Annotated in this window: 14 protein-coding genes; 1 reads left to right on the top strand and 13 read right to left on the bottom strand. The window is 30.9% G+C overall.

Translation table 11 applies throughout. The features are described from left to right. Nucleotides 1-203: 203 nt before the first annotated feature. The 13 genes from ftsZ to mraZ form a co-directional block, all read right to left on the bottom strand. The gene (gene ftsZ, locus BW723_RS00995; protein WP_068363800.1) at nucleotides 204-2,093 is read right to left on the bottom strand and encodes a cell division protein FtsZ; all 1,890 of its coding nucleotides are present in this window, start codon (nucleotides 2,091-2,093) and stop codon (nucleotides 204-206) included. A 66-nt stretch (nucleotides 2,094-2,159) separates the two neighbouring features. Beyond that, nucleotides 2,160-3,485, bottom strand: a complete 1,326-nt coding sequence (gene ftsA / locus BW723_RS01000; protein WP_068363797.1) for a cell division protein FtsA — start codon at nucleotides 3,483-3,485, stop codon at nucleotides 2,160-2,162. Nucleotides 3,486-3,491: 6 nt separating this feature from the next. Next, nucleotides 3,492-4,217: a cell division protein FtsQ/DivIB gene (locus BW723_RS01005; protein ID WP_068363794.1), complete on the bottom strand. Its 726-nt coding sequence runs from the start codon at nucleotides 4,215-4,217 to the stop codon at nucleotides 3,492-3,494. Then, nucleotides 4,207-5,559 carry a UDP-N-acetylmuramate--L-alanine ligase gene (gene murC / locus BW723_RS01010; RefSeq protein WP_068363791.1) on the bottom strand — a complete coding sequence of 451 codons (1,353 nt, stop codon included), beginning with the start codon at nucleotides 5,557-5,559 and terminating at the stop codon, nucleotides 4,207-4,209. The genes BW723_RS01005 and murC overlap by 11 nt, the downstream gene beginning before the upstream one ends. Beyond that, nucleotides 5,556-6,647 (bottom strand): undecaprenyldiphospho-muramoylpentapeptide beta-N-acetylglucosaminyltransferase, encoded by a 1,092-nt coding sequence (gene murG, locus BW723_RS01015; RefSeq protein WP_068363788.1) that lies wholly within the window; start codon nucleotides 6,645-6,647, stop codon nucleotides 5,556-5,558. The genes murC and murG overlap by 4 nt, the downstream gene beginning before the upstream one ends. After that, nucleotides 6,634-7,821: an FtsW/RodA/SpoVE family cell cycle protein gene (locus BW723_RS01020; RefSeq protein WP_068363785.1), complete on the bottom strand. Its 1,188-nt coding sequence runs from the start codon at nucleotides 7,819-7,821 to the stop codon at nucleotides 6,634-6,636. The genes murG and BW723_RS01020 overlap by 14 nt, the downstream gene beginning before the upstream one ends. Nucleotides 7,822-7,858: 37 nt before the next feature. Beyond that, the gene (gene murD, locus BW723_RS01025; RefSeq protein ID WP_068363782.1) at nucleotides 7,859-9,193 is read right to left on the bottom strand and encodes a UDP-N-acetylmuramoyl-L-alanine--D-glutamate ligase; all 1,335 of its coding nucleotides are present in this window, start codon (nucleotides 9,191-9,193) and stop codon (nucleotides 7,859-7,861) included. A gap of 1 nt (nucleotide 9,194) precedes the next feature. After that, nucleotides 9,195-10,421 carry a phospho-N-acetylmuramoyl-pentapeptide-transferase gene (gene mraY, locus BW723_RS01030; RefSeq protein WP_068363779.1) on the bottom strand — a complete coding sequence of 409 codons (1,227 nt, stop codon included), beginning with the start codon at nucleotides 10,419-10,421 and terminating at the stop codon, nucleotides 9,195-9,197. Between the two features lie 2 nt (nucleotides 10,422-10,423). Next, nucleotides 10,424-11,890 carry a UDP-N-acetylmuramoyl-L-alanyl-D-glutamate--2,6-diaminopimelate ligase gene (locus BW723_RS01035; RefSeq protein ID WP_068363775.1) on the bottom strand — a complete coding sequence of 489 codons (1,467 nt, stop codon included), beginning with the start codon at nucleotides 11,888-11,890 and terminating at the stop codon, nucleotides 10,424-10,426. Between the two features lies 1 nt (nucleotide 11,891). Next, nucleotides 11,892-13,853 (bottom strand): penicillin-binding protein, encoded by a 1,962-nt coding sequence (locus tag BW723_RS01040; RefSeq protein ID WP_068363772.1) that lies wholly within the window; start codon nucleotides 13,851-13,853, stop codon nucleotides 11,892-11,894. A gap of 59 nt (nucleotides 13,854-13,912) precedes the next feature. Next, a complete protein-coding gene (locus BW723_RS01045) occupies nucleotides 13,913-14,239 on the bottom strand; it encodes an FtsL-like putative cell division protein (protein ID WP_068363769.1) in 327 nt (108 codons plus the stop codon). Between the two features lies 1 nt (nucleotide 14,240). Continuing rightward, complete coding sequence (gene rsmH, locus BW723_RS01050; RefSeq protein WP_068363766.1) at nucleotides 14,241-15,143, bottom strand: 16S rRNA (cytosine(1402)-N(4))-methyltransferase RsmH; 903 nt, start codon at nucleotides 15,141-15,143, stop codon at nucleotides 14,241-14,243. Beyond that, nucleotides 15,136-15,603: a division/cell wall cluster transcriptional repressor MraZ gene (mraZ, locus tag BW723_RS01055; protein ID WP_068363762.1), complete on the bottom strand. Its 468-nt coding sequence runs from the start codon at nucleotides 15,601-15,603 to the stop codon at nucleotides 15,136-15,138. Before mraZ ends, rsmH begins: the two co-directional genes overlap by 8 nt. Nucleotides 15,604-15,806: 203 nt before the next feature. Between mraZ and BW723_RS01060 the strand changes: the two genes are divergently transcribed. Then, nucleotides 15,807-16,571 carry an alpha/beta fold hydrolase gene (locus tag BW723_RS01060; RefSeq protein ID WP_068363759.1) on the top strand — a complete coding sequence of 255 codons (765 nt, stop codon included), beginning with the start codon at nucleotides 15,807-15,809 and terminating at the stop codon, nucleotides 16,569-16,571. Nucleotides 16,572-16,579: the final 8 nt, after the last annotated feature.

Raw genomic sequence — 16,579 nt, forward strand, 5'->3', positions numbered from 1 at the left:
TCGAGTAATCAGCCCTACAATTCCACTTTTGTAGCAATGACGGTTTACGACAATGAGAAAAAAAATTAAAAAAAAATTAAAAAACCATCAAAAACATCAACTTTAAAGTATTGAAAAAACGGTATAATTTGTTCTTATACCAATTTACAAAAAAAGCCACATCAAAAAGATGTGGCTTTTATAAATTAATTTAAATTTAATATTTAGTCTACATTATCATGTAAAAAAGAGTTATTTGATTTAAAATCAATACCTTCATTATCTTTTTTTAATGCAGTTTTAGTTTTACTAGTTGTCACATTTCTGTCTAAATCTACGCCTTGTCTTTTATAAGCTGGCTGACGTTCTATTTCATCTATGTTTTTATTTAAGCTTTCTTTAAAATCGTAATTGAATTTTTTCATATTCTTACGTCTTTCCTCTGCTCTTTTTTGCAACTCGCTTATGGTTAAATCCATAGGAGAAACTTCTTCACTTAAAGTATCTATGTGATTAACTTCATTAGGAGTAGCAGTTTTTAATTCGAACTTAATTTCTTCTTCTGCAACTTTTCTTTCTTCAGTAATTCTAGAACTTTTACCAATAGTTGGTGCTGCATCAAAATCTTCTAAAACATAACGTGTTTCTTTTTTTGCTACAATTTCTGTTGCATCAAACACTTCAATATCATTAACATTTACTTGCTTTTCATCGTTTGTAATGCTAAATTTAATTTCTTCATCTTTTGTTACTTCTGTGTAAGAATTTAAAGGTAAGTCAAATAACAAATCAGTTTGTATCTGTTTTGGCTCTTCTACTATTTTTTCTTCTTTAACTACATCAGTTATTATAAAATCTTCTTCTGCGACAGGATTCGAAGAAATTTCTTCGAATTCTACAGGCATACTTGCAATAATAGGATTTGTTTTAACTAAATCCATCTTAGGTTTTGTCTCTACTGCTTCCTCTACTAAAGTGTGTACAATTTTTTCTTCTACTTTATTGGTAGCTAAAGGTGCATCAATAATAGGTTGTCTTGTAATTGTTTTTTCAGCAAAATTATAAGTTGCTTTTTGCTCATCTTCTAAAGTATGAATTACTTTTTTTACTTCTGTGTTTGTAATTGTACTTTGTTGATCTGCAGCAAAACCTGTAGCTACAATAGTTACAGAAATAGCATCACCTAATTCTTCATCTTCACCAACACCCATAATAATGTTAGCATCATAACCTGCTTCATCTTGAATATAATCATTAATCTCTCCAATTTCATCTAAGGTAACCTCATTTGTACCAGAAACAATTAACAATAATACATTTTTAGCTCCTGTAATTTTATTATCATTTAATAAAGGAGAATCTAAAGCTTTAACAATTGCACTTTTTGCTCTTGTTTCACCTTCTTCTTTTGCAGAACCCATAATTGCTGTACCACTGTTAGATAAAACAGTTTTAGCATCATGTAAATCTATATTTTGTTTGTAGTGATGTGTAATAACTTCTGCAATACCTTTAGATGCAGTAGACAAAACCTCATCAGCTTTAGAAAAACCAGCTTTAAAACCTAGGTTTCCATAAACTTCTCTTAGTTTATTATTATTGATAACAATTAAAGAATCTACATTTTGGCGCAGTTGATCAATTCCTAATTGTGCTTGTTTTGTACGTCTTTTACCTTCGAAAGCAAATGGCATTGTTACGATACCAACCGTTAAAATGTCCATATCTTTTGCAATCTTAGCAATAATTGGTGCAGCTCCTGTACCTGTACCACCACCCATACCAGCTGTAATAAATACCATTTTTGTCTGGGTATTTAACATTTGCTGTACTTCTTGTAAACTTTCTTTTGCGGCTTGTGCACCAATTTCTGGATTTGCACCTGCACCCAAACCAGAAGTAAGGTTTGCACCTAATTGAATTTTATTAGGTATAGGGCTGTTTTCTAGAGCTTGTGCATCTGTATTACAGATTACAAAATCTACTCCGTTAATGTGTTGCTTAAACATGTGGTTTACAGCATTGCTACCACCACCACCAACACCAATTACTTTAATGGTATTAGATTGTGTTTTTGGCATATCAAATAAAATGTTATCAAATTCTGCGCTCATAATAACGTTTATCTTTTTTAAATTTATATTGTTCTTTGTTACTTATTGTATTATTCTTTACTGATGTTACTCAGCATTATCTAAAAAATCTTTTAATCCTTCTGTAAATTTTTCGAAAAAAGATTTCTTTTTTGGCTTTGCCTTAATTTCTACTTTTGGGGCTATTTCTTCTTCTGTTTCTTCTTCAATTTGTTCATTTACAATTTCTTCTACAACCTCTTCAATTTTTATTTCTTTTTCTAAACCTTCCATTAATAAACCAACTGCTGTTGCATAAGAAGGGCTTGACAAAGCTTCATCTGAATCGCCTGCTAAATGTTCGTTAGGAAAACCAATTCTAGCATCCATACCAGTAATATATTCTACTAACTGACGTAAATGTTTTAATTGAGAGCCACCACCTGTTAACACAATACCAGCAATTAGTTTCCCTTTTGCTGTTTCATGTCCGTAATTTTTTATTTCTAAATATACATGTTCAATAATTTCTTGGACTCTTGCATGTATAATTTTTGATAAATTTTTAAGCGTAATTTCTTTTGGTTCTCTACCTCTTAAACCTGGTATAGAAACAATTTCTGTTTCTTTATTTTCTCCTGGCCAAGCAGAACCAAACTTAATTTTTAATAACTCGGCTTGTTTTTCTATAATTGAACAACCTTCTTTAATATCATCTGTAATAACATTACCTCCAAAAGGAATTACAGCTGTGTGTCTAATAATTCCGTCTTTAAAAATGGCTAAATCTGTTGTACCACCACCTATATCTATTAAAGCAACACCTGCTTCTTTTTCTTCTTGACTTAAAACTGCTTGTGCAGATGCTAACGGCTCTAAAGTAATTTCACTTAAATCTAAACCTGCACTTTTTACACAACGCCCAATATTTCTGATAGATGAAACTTGCCCAACCACTACATGAAAATTAGCTTCTAAACGACCACCATACATACCAATTGGCTCTTTAATATCCGCTTGAGAATCTACCTTAAATTCTTGTGGTAACACATGAATAATTTCTTCTCCTGGCAACATTACTAATTTATGTACTTGGTTTACCAAATCATCTATATCTACATCTTCTATTACTTCGTCTGCGTTATTTCTTGTAATATAATCGCTATGATGTAAACTTCTAATATGCTGGCCAGCAATACCCACAACAACATTTTCAATTTTTACACCAGACACACTTTCTGCTTCATCTACTGCTTGTTGTATAGATTGTATGGTTTGTGTAATATTACTAACCACACCACGTTTAACGCCTAAACTTTTTGCCTTACCTATACCAACAACCTCAATTTTTCCATATTCGTTTTTACGACCAATCATGGCAACTATTTTGGTTGTACCAATATCTAAACCAACAGCTATTTTATTATCTTCCATTTTAGTTTATTTAGTGCACACAACTTGGTTGTGATATTTTACATTTATTGTTTTATAATTTTGAATGGTTTTATCCAAAAATGTTTTATTATAAAACGCTTTTAATTTTTTAAATTTTACATCAACCTCTTCTAATTTTCCGAAATCGATTTTATAATTACCACTTCTTACAGAAAATTTATAATCAGAAGCGTCAGATTTCTGAATTCCAACTACTTCTTTTTGCAAAAAATCATCCTCTAGAATTTTAGATATTAAAGGTAATATTTCTTTAATTTCTTCATCCTTTTCTACACCAGAAACCAAGATAACTCTTGCTGAATAATTCTCTGACAAAGGCACCTTTAACCCTTGTCTATCAACATAATAAGAACTACCATCAGCAATAATTCTTGCTACAGGAGTTCTTTGTTTTATGATAGATTTTAGTGTACCTTTTATGGTTAAAAATACAGATGCCTTTTCTACATAAGGGTTCTTAGCTACCTGTTTTTCTAAACCATATAAATTTATCACAGATTTTGCTTGGTTTATCACACTCGAATCATTTTGTATTAACAATTTATTAACCATTGCATGTGTTAAGAAATTATTGTCTCCATCTTCAAATTCTATGACAATTTCTGACACTTTTTTCTGTTGATTTCTTACCGACGAAAAACTATACAAAAACCCTAAACTTGCTATTATAACAAGAAATACTACGTATTTTAAAACCTTTTTAAACTTCATTTTCTTGGGGTTTTAAAAATTGATCTCTTACTTCATTTATCATTACTCCAATATCTCCTGCACCTAACATAACTACTATTTTTGATGCTGAATTCTTAATATCTTTAACTAATTTCGTTCTATTTGTTAACTTTTTGTTGCTATTCTCAATCTTATTTAATAACCATTCAGAATTTACTCCTTTTATTGGTTCTTCTCTAGCAGGATAAATGTCTAATAACAAGATTTCATCAAACTTTGATAAAGCATTTGCAAAATCATTAATAAAATCTTTTGTTCTTGAAAATAAGTGTGGCTGAAAAACAACCAACACTTTTTCATTTGGATACATTTCTCTTACAGCACTTTTAACCGCATTAATTTCTGTTGGATGATGTGCATAATCATCAATTAAAACAAAATCATTCGTTTTAATTTTATAAGAAAACCTACGTTTAACGCCTTTAAATGTTGCTAAACTTTTTTTGATATTCTCTAAAGAAACGCCATACACATCTGCCATAGCTAAAGCTGCTAATGCATTCATAACATTATGATTACCAGGCAAAAGAAACTCAATATTATTTATTTTTTCTGATGGAGTCTGTACATCAAAAATATATTTTCCTCTTTCAATTCTTAAGTTAAACGCCTTATAATCTGCATCTTCATTTATTGCATACGTTAATCCTTCAATTGGCAAACCTTTGGCAACAATTAAAGTATCTGATACTTTTTGAGAGAAAGCAAAAAATGATTCTTGCAATGCTTCTGGCACTCCATAAATATCTAAATGATCTGCATCCATAGAAGTTATACAAGCAATATTCGGACTTAATTGCAAGAAAGATCGATCGAATTCATCTGCTTCTACCACAGAAATTTTATCTTCTCCTAAAATTAAGTTAGAATTGTAGTTTTCTGCAATTCCGCCTAAAAAAGAAGTCGCATTTACTTCTGCCATAATATGCCCTAAAATCGAAGAAGTTGTTGTTTTACCATGCGTACCTGCAACACCCAAACAAAAAGTAGATTTTGTTATTTCTCCTAAAATTTCTGATCTTTTTAAAACCTTAAAATCATTCTCTAAAAAATAATTTAATTGCTTATGATTTTTAGAAATTGCAGGTGTATAAACCACCAAAGTTTTATCTTTATTTAAAAAAGATATCGGAATATTTTTAACAGCATCATTAAAATGAATTTCTACACTCAATTCCTCTAAATCTTTAGTGATTTGAGAAGGAGTTTTATCATAACCAGCCACAGCTTTTTTATTGGCAGCAAAATAACGTGCAATTGCACTCATACCTATACCTCCAATACCTATGAAAAAAACGTTATGTATATTTTTTAAATTCACTTATTTAATAACTTTTCTATTTCGTTTACAATATTTGTTGTTGCACTTGGCAAAGCCAATTCTTTAATGTTTTCTGATAAATTTTCTTGTTTCCCTTTATCTTTTAATAAAGTTTCAAAAACTATCGGAAATGTGTCTATTTCTTTTTCTGGTAACAAAATTGCCCCATGATTATCTGCAATTGCTTTGGCATTTTTTGTTTGATGATCTTCTGCCACATTTGGAGAAGGAATAAAAATTACAGGCTTACCTACAATACATAATTCAGAAACTGAACTTGCACCAGATCTAGAAATTACAAAATCTGCAGCTGCATAAGCCAAATCCATTCTATTGATAAATTGATGTACTTGAATATGCTTTAAATCAGAGTATTTTTTATAATCATCAATATAAAATTTACCACATTGCCAAATAACTTGAACTTCTTGTTTTTTAAAAAACTCTAAATTACTTTCTATTAACTGATTTATTTTTCTTGCTCCTAAACTTCCGCCTAAAACTAAAACTGTTTTCTTTGTTTTATCTAACTTAAAAAACTGTTTTGCCTCCTCTACTTTTGTATAAATATTTAATAAATCTTGACGAACAGGATTACCCGTTTTTACGATTTTATCCGAAGAAAAAAAACGCTCTAAATTATTATAAGCCACACAAATTTTATGAGCTCTTTTACTCAATAATTTATTAGTTATCCCTGGAAAAGAATTTTGTTCTTGTATTAATGTTGGCACTCCATTTCTACTTGCCATTATTAATGTTGGCCCACTTGCAAAACCTCCTGTACCAATAGCAATATCTGGCTGAAACTGTCTTATTATACTTGATGCTTTAATTAAACTACTGATGAATTTAATTGGAAACATTAAGTTACTGAATGTTATTTTTCTTTGAATACCAGAAATCCATAAGCCTTTAATTTTGTAACCTGCTTGTGGCACTTTTTCCATTTCCATTTTATCTTTTGCCCCAACAAACAAAAAGTTTGCATCTGGATAACGCAATTTTATTTCGTTTGCAATTGCAATTGCAGGATAGATATGACCTCCTGTTCCCCCTCCAGAAATAAGTATGTTATATCGTCTCATGCAAAATATCTAAAGGGTTATCATCTAAAATATCTTCTTCTGTTTCTTCTTTTGATGCACTTACACTTAAAATCATTCCAAGTGCAAAACAAGTCATCCAAATAGAAGTACCTCCACTACTAATTAATGGTAATGTTTGCCCAGTTACCGGAAACAAATTTGTAGCAACTGCCATATTTATCGTTGCCTGAAAAATGATTGGGCAACCTACACCAACTACTAATAAAGTTCCGAAAATTGTAGTTGTTTTTCTAATAACCACAAAAATTCTAAACAACAATAGAAAGTATATAAATATTACCATAAGCCCGCCAGCCAAACCATATTCTTCTATAATTATTGCAAAAATAAAATCTGATGATGATTGTGGTAAAAAATTTTTCTGCACACTTTTTCCTGGACCTCTACCAATTGGTCCACCTGTTGCTATTGCAATTTTCGCTTTTTCTACTTGATAAGCTTCTTTGCTTTCTTTATCAGAAAAATTGGCTATTCTATTTTGCCAAGTTTGCACTCTGTTTGGCATTGCATCTGGAAATGCTTTAGCTATTAATACAAAAAATGCTAGTGCAAAAATACCAGCTCCTAAAATGATTCCTATATATTTTATTGGGTATCCACCTATAAAAACGACCATTAAAATCATTATAAAAATAATGGCTGTTGTAGAAAAATTTGCGGGTAAAATCAATATTAAAACAAGAGCAACTGGTAACCAAAGCTGAAAAACACTTTCTTTAAATTTTATTTCTTTTTCTTTATTCTTTGCCAAATATCTTGCTACATAAACCATTAACACCAAACCTGCCAAAGTTGATGTTTGAAAACCAACACCAACAAACGGAATACGAATCCATCTACTTGCGTTTGCCCCTCCAATTGTGGTTCCTTGCATTAAAGTAAAAATCAATAGAATAATAACTATTGGCAACATTAAAACAGATCCACCAGAAAAATATCTGTACGGAATTTTATGGACTCCATATATAATTGCAAAACCCATAATTAATAAAACCATATGTTTTATTAAATATCCAAAAGTAGAACCTGAACCCACAACATACACCAGATTTGTACTAGCACTATATACCGGCATAAATGAGAAAACCGCCAAAATGGCAACAATTGCCCAAATGGTTTTATCTCCTTTTATATGTTGAAAAACGGTTTTCATTCCTAATTTATCTCTTTTTAAAACAAAGATTTATTTATTATAAATTTCTAACTGCATTTTTAAATTGACGCCCTCTATCTTCGTAACTTTCGAATAAATCGAAACTTGCACAAGCTGGCGATAATAAAACTGCATCTCCTTTTTCTGCCAATTTATGAGATACTTTTACAGCTTCTTCTGCACCTGCAGTTTCTACAATAAAATCTACAACATTGCCAAACGTGTTTTTAATTTTGGCATTATCTAAACCCAAACAAACAATTGCCTTAACTTTTTCTCTTACTAAAGGCAATAAATCTGCATAATCGTTCCCTTTATCTACACCACCAACAATCCAAACTGTAGATTTATCCATACATTCTAATGCATAAAAAGTAGCATTAACATTGGTAGCTTTAGAATCGTTTATATATTCTACGCCCATAATTTTACCAACATTTTCTAGACGATGTTCTGCACCCTCAAACTCTGCCAAACTTTCTTTAATAAACTCTTTTCTTACACTTAACAATTGTGCAGCCATAGCAGAAGCCATCGCGTTTTTTGTATTGTGTTTTCCTTTCACTGATAATGTTGAAATAGGCATATTTATTTTTTCTTTATTTATATTGATCATTATTGTATTTTCTTTGATATAAGCTCCATATTCTAATTCCTTTTCAAGCGAAAAAGGAACCAGTTTTGCGCTTGTTTTATTAACTTTTAACCAATTATTTATAGCTTCATCATCTGCGTCATAAATTAAATAATCAGTTAATTTTTGATTTTTTGTTATTCTAAATTTTGAGTCGATATATTTATCAAAATCATATTCATATCTATCTAAATGATCTGGTGTAATATTGGTTATAATTGCAATATGTGGACAGAATTCCTGAATACCATCTAACTGAAAACTACTGATTTCTAACACATAATTCTTAAAATCGTTTTCTGCTACTTGTTTTGCAAAACTGTCGCCAATATTACCAGCAACACCAACATTAATACCTGCATTTTTTATAATATGATGCGTTAATAATGTGGTCGTTGTTTTACCATTAGAACCTGTAATTCCGATAATATTTGCATTAGTAAATTGTGCTGCAAATTCAATTTCAGAAATTACCGGAATCGAATTTTTTATCAATTTTTGAATTAAGGCAACTTTATCAGGAATACCTGGACTTTTCATTACAACATCAGCATTTAAAATTCTGCTTTCTGTATGTTGATTTTCCTCAAAATCTATTTCGTTATGTAAAAGAACTTCTTTATACTTTTTTGATATTGCGCCTTTGTCTGACACAAAAACTTCAAAACCTTTTTGTTTTCCTAAAATTGCTGTTCCAGCTCCACTTTCTCCTCCTCCAAGAACAACTAGCCTTCTCATACTATCTTAATTTTAAAGTAACAATTGTAAATACTGCTAATAGAATTCCGATAATCCAAAAACGTACTACAATTTTACTTTCGTGATAATTTAACTTTTGATAATGATGATGCAAAGGCGCCATTTTAAAAATTCTTCTACCTTCACCAAATTTCTTTTTTGTGTATTTAAACCAAGAAACTTGCATAATTACAGATAGGTTTTCTACTACAAAAACCCCTGCTAAAATTGGCAATAACAATTCTTTACGAATCGAAATTGCAATAACAGCTATAATTCCACCAATGGTTAAACTACCAGTATCACCCATAAAAACTTGAGCAGGATATGTATTGTACCATAAAAACCCAATTAAAGCTCCTGCAAAAGCAAGGATAAAAACTGTCATTTCTCCCGAGTTTGGTATGTACATTACATCTAAATAATCTGCAAAAATGATATTACCAGAAACCCAAGCAAATACTGCTAGTGTTATCACAATAATTGCTGATGAACCTGCTGCTAATCCATCAATACCATCTGTTAAATTTGCTCCGTTAGAAATACCTGTAATAATAAATACTGATATAAAAATGAAGATTATCCAACCGTATTTTTCGTAACCATCACCTAAAAAACTTAAAGGTTTTGCATAATCGAATTCATTATTTTTAAAGAAAGGCACTGTTGTTTTTGTTGATTTATGTGCTTCTCCAAAAACTTGTTTCTTTCCATTTTCTTGTATAATTTGTTGTTCAACTGGTAATTGTTCTTTAATAGTTACTCCATCATTAAAATAAAGCATAGAACCAACAATAATTCCTAAACCAACTTGACCTAATACTTTAAACTTGCCACTTAAACCTTCTTTGTCTTTTTTAAATACTTTAATATAATCGTCTAAAAAACCAATAGAACCCATCCAAACTGTGGTAATTATTAAAATTACGATGTAAATATTATCTAACTTTGTTAATAAAATTACCGGAATTAAAGTTGCCAAAATAATGATTACACCACCCATTGTTGGTGTACCCGATTTTTGTTTTTGACCATCAAGTCCTAAATCTCTAACTGTTTCACCTATTTGTTGTTTTCTTAAAAAATCGATAATTCTTCTACCATAAATAGAGGAAACTAATAAAGACAAAATAAAAGCTGCTGCAGCTCTAAATGTGATAAACTGAAACACACTTGCACCTGGAATGCTAAACTGACTTTCTAAATATTCGAATAAATAATACAGCATTTCTAGTTCTTTTTTAGTTGTTTAAAACAATTAGTAACTTCCTCTAAATCATCAAAATGAGTTCTTACCCCATTTATTTCTTGATAATTTTCATGTCCTTTTCCAGCAATTAAAATGATGTCTCCAGTTTTAGACATTTTACACGCTGTTTTTATAGCTTGCCTTCTGTCTAATACTGTTAATGTTTTTCTATAGTTTTCAGGAGAAACCCCAACTTCCATTTCATCTAAAATGGTTTGTGCATTTTCTGTTCTTGGATTATCTGAAGTAAAAATGGCTTGATTACTTAATTGTGATGCAATATTTGCCATTTTTGGTCTTTTTGTTTTATCTCTATCACCTCCACAACCTACAACTGTAATTACATTTTCGTTGTTGGTTCTAATATCGTTAATGGTTTCTAATACATTTTTTAATGCATCTGGTGTGTGTGCATAATCTACAATTGCAGTAATTCCATCCTCAGAAATTGTGTACTGAAAACGCCCACTTATACTCTCTAACTGACTTACAATGGTTAAAATTTCTAGATTATCTAAACCTAATAATTCTGCTGTTGCAATAATTGCAGTTAGATTATAAATATTAAAAACGCCAATTAATTTAGTCCAAACTTCAGTTCCATCTACAGCAATTAAAGTTCCAGAAAGTTGTTTTTCTAAAATTCTAGTTTTATAATCTGCTAAGGTTTTTAAAGCGTAACTGTATTTTTTTGCCTTGGTGTTTTGCAACATAAAGTTGCCATTTTTATCGTCGATATTAGTTAATGCAAAAGCCGATTTTGGCAAAGCATCAAAAAATTTCTTTTTTACATTTCTGTATTCAGCAAAAGTTTCATGATAATCTAAATGATCGTGAGAAAGGTTGGTGAAAATTCCGCCAGCAAATGTTAAACCTTCAGTTCTTTTTTGATGAATTCCATGCGAACTTACTTCCATAAAACAATACTCAACACCAGCCTCTAACATCATATCTAAATACTTGTTGATTGTAACTGAATCTGGAGTGGTATGTGTGGCCTTAAATTCGGTTTCATCAACCAAAATTTTAACCGTAGACAATAAGCCTACTTTATAACCTGCTTTATGAAATAATTGATACAAAAGTGATGCAATTGTAGTTTTACCATTTGTACCTGTTACGCCAACAACCTGGAATTTTGTTGATGGATTATCATAAAAATTAGAAGCCATAATTGCCAAAGCAACATTAGCATCATTTACTTGAATATAAGTAATTCCTTCTTTTTTATCCGAAGGAAAATCTTCGCAAACAATAGCAGTTGCACCTAATTCAATGGCTTTATTTATGTATAAATGCCCATCTACTTGCACACCCTTTTGCGCAATAAAAACATCGTTCTTTTCAATTTTTCTAGAATCGAAAACAATCTGATTTACATCAATATTGGTAACACCAAACACTTGTTTAATAGCTACTTTGTATAATATGTCTTGTAAATTTTTCAGTTTATGATAATTTTAAAATAATGGTACTTCCTTTTACTAACTTTTCTCCTTTTTTTATCGACTGCGATTTTACTTTCCCTACTCCAGAAAATTTTACTTTTAAGCCAATGTTTTCTAACATAGAAATGGCATCCATTCCACTCATTCCCTTAACATCTGGCACTTTCGTAAAATCTACACTTAAAAGTTTGTTATACTTTTTATATTGATCGTCTATTGTAGCAAATTCTACTTTATCATCTACAGACTGATTATCAATAGGCGTAGTTGTATAAATTTTCTGAGCAATTTCTTTAAAAACAGGCGCTGCAACAGTTGCACCATAATATCCTTTCTTTTTATCAGGATTATGCACAACCACAATGCATGAATATTTAGGAACATCCGCAGGAAAAAAACCAGCAAAAGAAGCCACATATTCTTTTGTAGAATAGTAACCACCCTCCCATTCACCTTTATTATTTTTAGTTCTTGGAATATATTTTTTAGCAGTTCCTGTTTTACCAGCCATAGAAAAATTAGAAGAGTAAATATTATCTGCAGTACCTTTAATCACCACATTTTCCATTACTTTTCTAATCTTTTTTAAAGTTTCTTCGGATGCAATTTGTGGATTTATAATTTCGGTTTCAAAAACTTTTTCTGCTTTATCTTCTCTTCTTAATTCTTTTACAAAACGAGGTTTTACCATTACTCCGTTATTAGCAACCGCGTTGTAAAACATTAGCGTTTGCATTGGTGTTACAGAAATTCCATACCCCCAAGACATCCATTCTAAAGAAATTTTACTCCAACTTTTATCTGATGGTTTTGGCACATAAGGTTTACCTTCTCCTTTAATTTGAAAACCAATTGGTTTTGTAAATCCGTATTTTTCTACTTTATCAATAAATTTTTCTGGTTGATGATCGTAATGCTTTTTAATCAACTTAACAATACCCACGTTTGATGAAACCTCAAAAACACGAGCTGCAGAAATTTTACCATAACCACCTCTTCTAGAATCTTCTACTTTTCTATTATTGATATAAATTCTGCCTTTTTCTGTATCTACAACAGTAGAAGTATCTATTACTTTATCATCTAAAGCCGCCATTAAACTTGCCAATTTAAAAGTAGAACCTGGCTCGTGACTTTCCCAAACTGCGTAATTTCTTTTTTCGAAATATTTTCCTTTCGATGTTCTTCCTAAATTAGAAATCGCTTTAATTTCTCCTGTTGCAGTTTCCATAACAACAGCACAACCATGATCTGCCTCAAAACGCTCTAACTGACGTAATAATGCGTGATGTGTAATATCTTGAATATTAACATCTATAGTTGTAATGATATCATGACCATCTATTGGCTCTTTTTCGTTCACATCAGAAATTGGTTTCCATTGGTTTTTTGCTATTTTCTGCTTCCATCTTAAACCATTTTCACCTTGCATAAAATCAGCAAAAGCTCCTTCTATACCAGCTTCTCCTCTAAAATCATCGTAACCAATTGTACGTTCTGCAATTTTACCTATTGGATGCTCACGTACTGTTTTATGTTCTGCAATAAAACCACCTTGATAAACACCCAACTTAAAAATTGGAAATGTTTTCATTTTTAGATAATCGTTATAACCAACATTTCTGGCAATTAGCAAATACCTATTCTTACGTTTTTTTGCGTTTCTTAATTTAGTTTGATAATAATTTGCAGACCTACCAAACATTTTTGATAACTCTTTAGATAAACCTGCAATATTTTTTTCGAACACTTTACCATCTACAGCAACAACATCCATTCTAATGGTATATTTAGACATTGAAGTAGCTAACAAATTACCATCTGCAGCATAAACATTTCCTTTATTTGCAGCAATTGTAAATTGTTTAACAGTAAGTTCTGTAGAAAGCTTTTTATATTTTTCGCCTTGAAAATACTGTATATCTACAACCCTAAAAATGATTGCAAACAAAATTAGCGTCATAAAAGAAGCTACTATGTAGAATTTGGTAAGTATGCTTTTTTTGTGAGTTGCCAATTTTATTAATCTTTAATCGTTACTTTTATTTTTTTCGGAGGAGTTTCTGATGGTTTTAACCCTCTTGCCTTTGCTTTTTCTCTTATACTAGATTCCATTTTCATTCGCATTAAAATGGTACCTGTATCTACATATTCTGCTCTTAACTCTCTTTTCCTTTTATTTAATTCTGATATTTCGAAAACTTTCTTTTCAGAACTATGCGCACTATAAATCATTATTAACATTAACAACACCACAAAAATGATAATTCGCCAATTTTTAAAAGCTGATTCATCTGTAAGGAAACTTCCTCTTAGAAAATCGTAAATCCCTTTTTTAACTTTTGCCATTCTAATTCTTTAAAGTTGCAATTCTTAACTTTGCACTTCTTGCTCTGTTGTTCACTTTTATTTCTTCTGGTTTCGGCACAATTAATTTTCCCACTTTTTTTAATGGTTCATTAGAATTCCCAAAAACATCTTTCTCTGGTTCACCCTCAAACAAACCAGTTCTTATAAATCTTTTTACTAATCGATCTTCTAAAGAGTGATAAGAAATAACACTTAGCCTACCTTCTTCATTTAATAAATTTGGCACTTGTTCTAAAAACTCTTTTAAAACATCTAATTCTTCATTCACTTCAATTCTGATCGCCTGAAAAATTTGAGCCAATATTTTATGTTCTTTTGCTTTTGGCAAAACTGTTCTTAAAGCTTCTTTTAACTGAAAACTAGTTTCAATTTTTTTATTTCCTCTATCGTGAACTATAAGTCTAGCGATCTTTCTTGAATTTCTTAACTCACCATAAGCAAATAAAATAGCCGCTAATTGCTCTTCTGAATAATTATTGATGATTTCTTGCGCTGATTTTTTAGATTTCTGATTCATTCTCATATCTAAATCACCTTCAAAACGCGTAGAGAAACCTCTTTCCGCTTCGTCAAATTGATGAGAAGAAACTCCTAAATCCGCTAAAATTCCATCAACTTTTTTTATTCTGTGAAATCTTAAAAATCTTGATATGTATCTAAAATTCTCTGGAATTAACACAAAACGTTCGTCATCAATCTCATTTGCTAAAGCATCAGGATCTTGATCAAAAGCAAACAATTTTCCGCTTTTACCAAGTCTATTCAAAATTTCTCTTGAATGACCTCCACCTCCAAAAGTTACATCAACATAAACACCATCTTCTTTAATAGCTAATGCATCTATACTTTCGTGCAATAAAACAGGACTGTGGTAATTACTCATTATCATTATTATTTGAATCTCCCATTACTTCTTCAGCTAAACTTGCAAAATTATCTCTAGCAGCTGCAATTGCTTTTTCGTACTTCTCTTTATCCCAGATTTCTATAATCCCTGCTGATGCAGACATTACGATTTCTTTTTTTATACCAGCGAAATCACATAAATTCTTTGGAATTAAAAACCTACCAGTTGCATCTAATTCAACTAACTTTACACCCGCCGAAAATATTCTTATGAAATCGTTTGTTTTTTTATTGAACCTATTTTTTTTACTAACCTCTGCCATAGTTACATCCCATTCTTGCATTGGATACAACTCTAGACAAGATTCAAAAATAGATTGCTTTAACACAAAACCTTTTTGTAAAACTGGCGCAAGTGCCTTCTTGAAAGCTGATGGTAGCATCACTCTTCCCTTGGCATCTGCCTTGCAATTATGTTCACCAATTAGGTTTATCACTTAAAATCTCGATTTATAGGTCAAAAATATACAAAATATACCACTTTTTACCACTTTTTACCACTTTGTTAATAAAAACAGAGCATACCCTTTATTTATCAGCAAAAACAGTTGTTAACAACTCTAACTTACTGATACTGAAATCAATTTTTATATCATAAAAAAGAACTACATTTGCGATTAGTGAATTCAAATAAAAATCAATGACTGACAAGTTAAAAACTGAAGGAAAGTTTACATATGCAGAAGCTGGAGAAGGACCTGCAATCATTGTTTTACACGGTTTAATGGGAGCTCTGAGTAATTTTGGCTCTACATTCGAACACTTTTCTAAAGAAGGTTACACAGTGTTAATTCCTGAATTACCTCTATACACACTTCCGTTAATAAAAACTAATGTCAAGAACTTAGCGGCTTACTTAAAAGAATTTCTTGAATATAAAGAAATTGACAGCGCTATTTTGCTAGGAAACTCTTTAGGAGGTCATATTGCATTGTATTTTACTAAGCATTACCCAGAAAAAGTGAGTGGCCTTGTACTTACTGGTAGTTCTGGTTTGTATGAAAAAGCGATGGGAGATAGTTTCCCAAAAAGGGGGAATTACGAGTATATAGAGCAAAAAGCACAAGATGTTTTTTACGACCCTGCAATTGCAACAAAAGAATTGGTTGATGATGTTTATGCTACTGTAAACGATAGAATGAAAGCCTTAAAAACGCTATCTATTGCTAAAAGCGCTATAAGACATAATATGGCTAATGATTTACCAAACATGACACAACCAACGTGTTTAATTTGGGGAAAACAAGACGGAGTTACTCCACCAGAAGTTGCTAATGATTTTCAAAAATTATTACCAAATTCCAATTTATTTTGGATTGATAAATGTGGGCACGCAGCTATGATGGAAAGACCAGAAGAATTTAATCAAATTCTTGGTGATTGGTTAAAATCTACGAAATTTTAAATTTTTTA

The sequence above is a fragment of the Polaribacter reichenbachii genome (genome assembly GCF_001975665.1).
GTDB classification, from domain to species: Bacteria; Bacteroidota; Bacteroidia; order Flavobacteriales; family Flavobacteriaceae; genus Polaribacter; species Polaribacter reichenbachii.

What these genes read in the sequence shown, in the direction of transcription:
- rsmH (WP_068363766.1), bottom strand. Translation starts at nt 15,143, where the DNA reads ATGAGTAATTACCACAGTCCTGTTTTATTGCACGAAAGTATAGATGCA.
- murG (WP_068363788.1), bottom strand. Translation starts at nt 6,647, where the DNA reads ATGAGACGATATAACATACTTATTTCTGGAGGGGGAACAGGAGGTCAT.
- BW723_RS01040 (WP_068363772.1), bottom strand. Translation starts at nt 13,853, where the DNA reads ATGACGCTAATTTTGTTTGCAATCATTTTTAGGGTTGTAGATATACAG.
- BW723_RS01060 (WP_068363759.1), top strand. Translation starts at nt 15,807, where the DNA reads ATGACTGACAAGTTAAAAACTGAAGGAAAGTTTACATATGCAGAAGCT.
- ftsZ (WP_068363800.1), bottom strand. Translation starts at nt 2,093, where the DNA reads ATGAGCGCAGAATTTGATAACATTTTATTTGATATGCCAAAAACACAA.
- mraY (WP_068363779.1), bottom strand. Translation starts at nt 10,421, where the DNA reads ATGCTGTATTATTTATTCGAATATTTAGAAAGTCAGTTTAGCATTCCA.
- BW723_RS01045 (WP_068363769.1), bottom strand. Translation starts at nt 14,239, where the DNA reads ATGGCAAAAGTTAAAAAAGGGATTTACGATTTTCTAAGAGGAAGTTTC.
- BW723_RS01020 (WP_068363785.1), bottom strand. Translation starts at nt 7,821, where the DNA reads ATGAAAACCGTTTTTCAACATATAAAAGGAGATAAAACCATTTGGGCA.
- ftsA (WP_068363797.1), bottom strand. Translation starts at nt 3,485, where the DNA reads ATGGAAGATAATAAAATAGCTGTTGGTTTAGATATTGGTACAACCAAA.
- BW723_RS01005 (WP_068363794.1), bottom strand. Translation starts at nt 4,217, where the DNA reads ATGAAGTTTAAAAAGGTTTTAAAATACGTAGTATTTCTTGTTATAATA.
- murD (WP_068363782.1), bottom strand. Translation starts at nt 9,193, where the DNA reads ATGAGAAGGCTAGTTGTTCTTGGAGGAGGAGAAAGTGGAGCTGGAACA.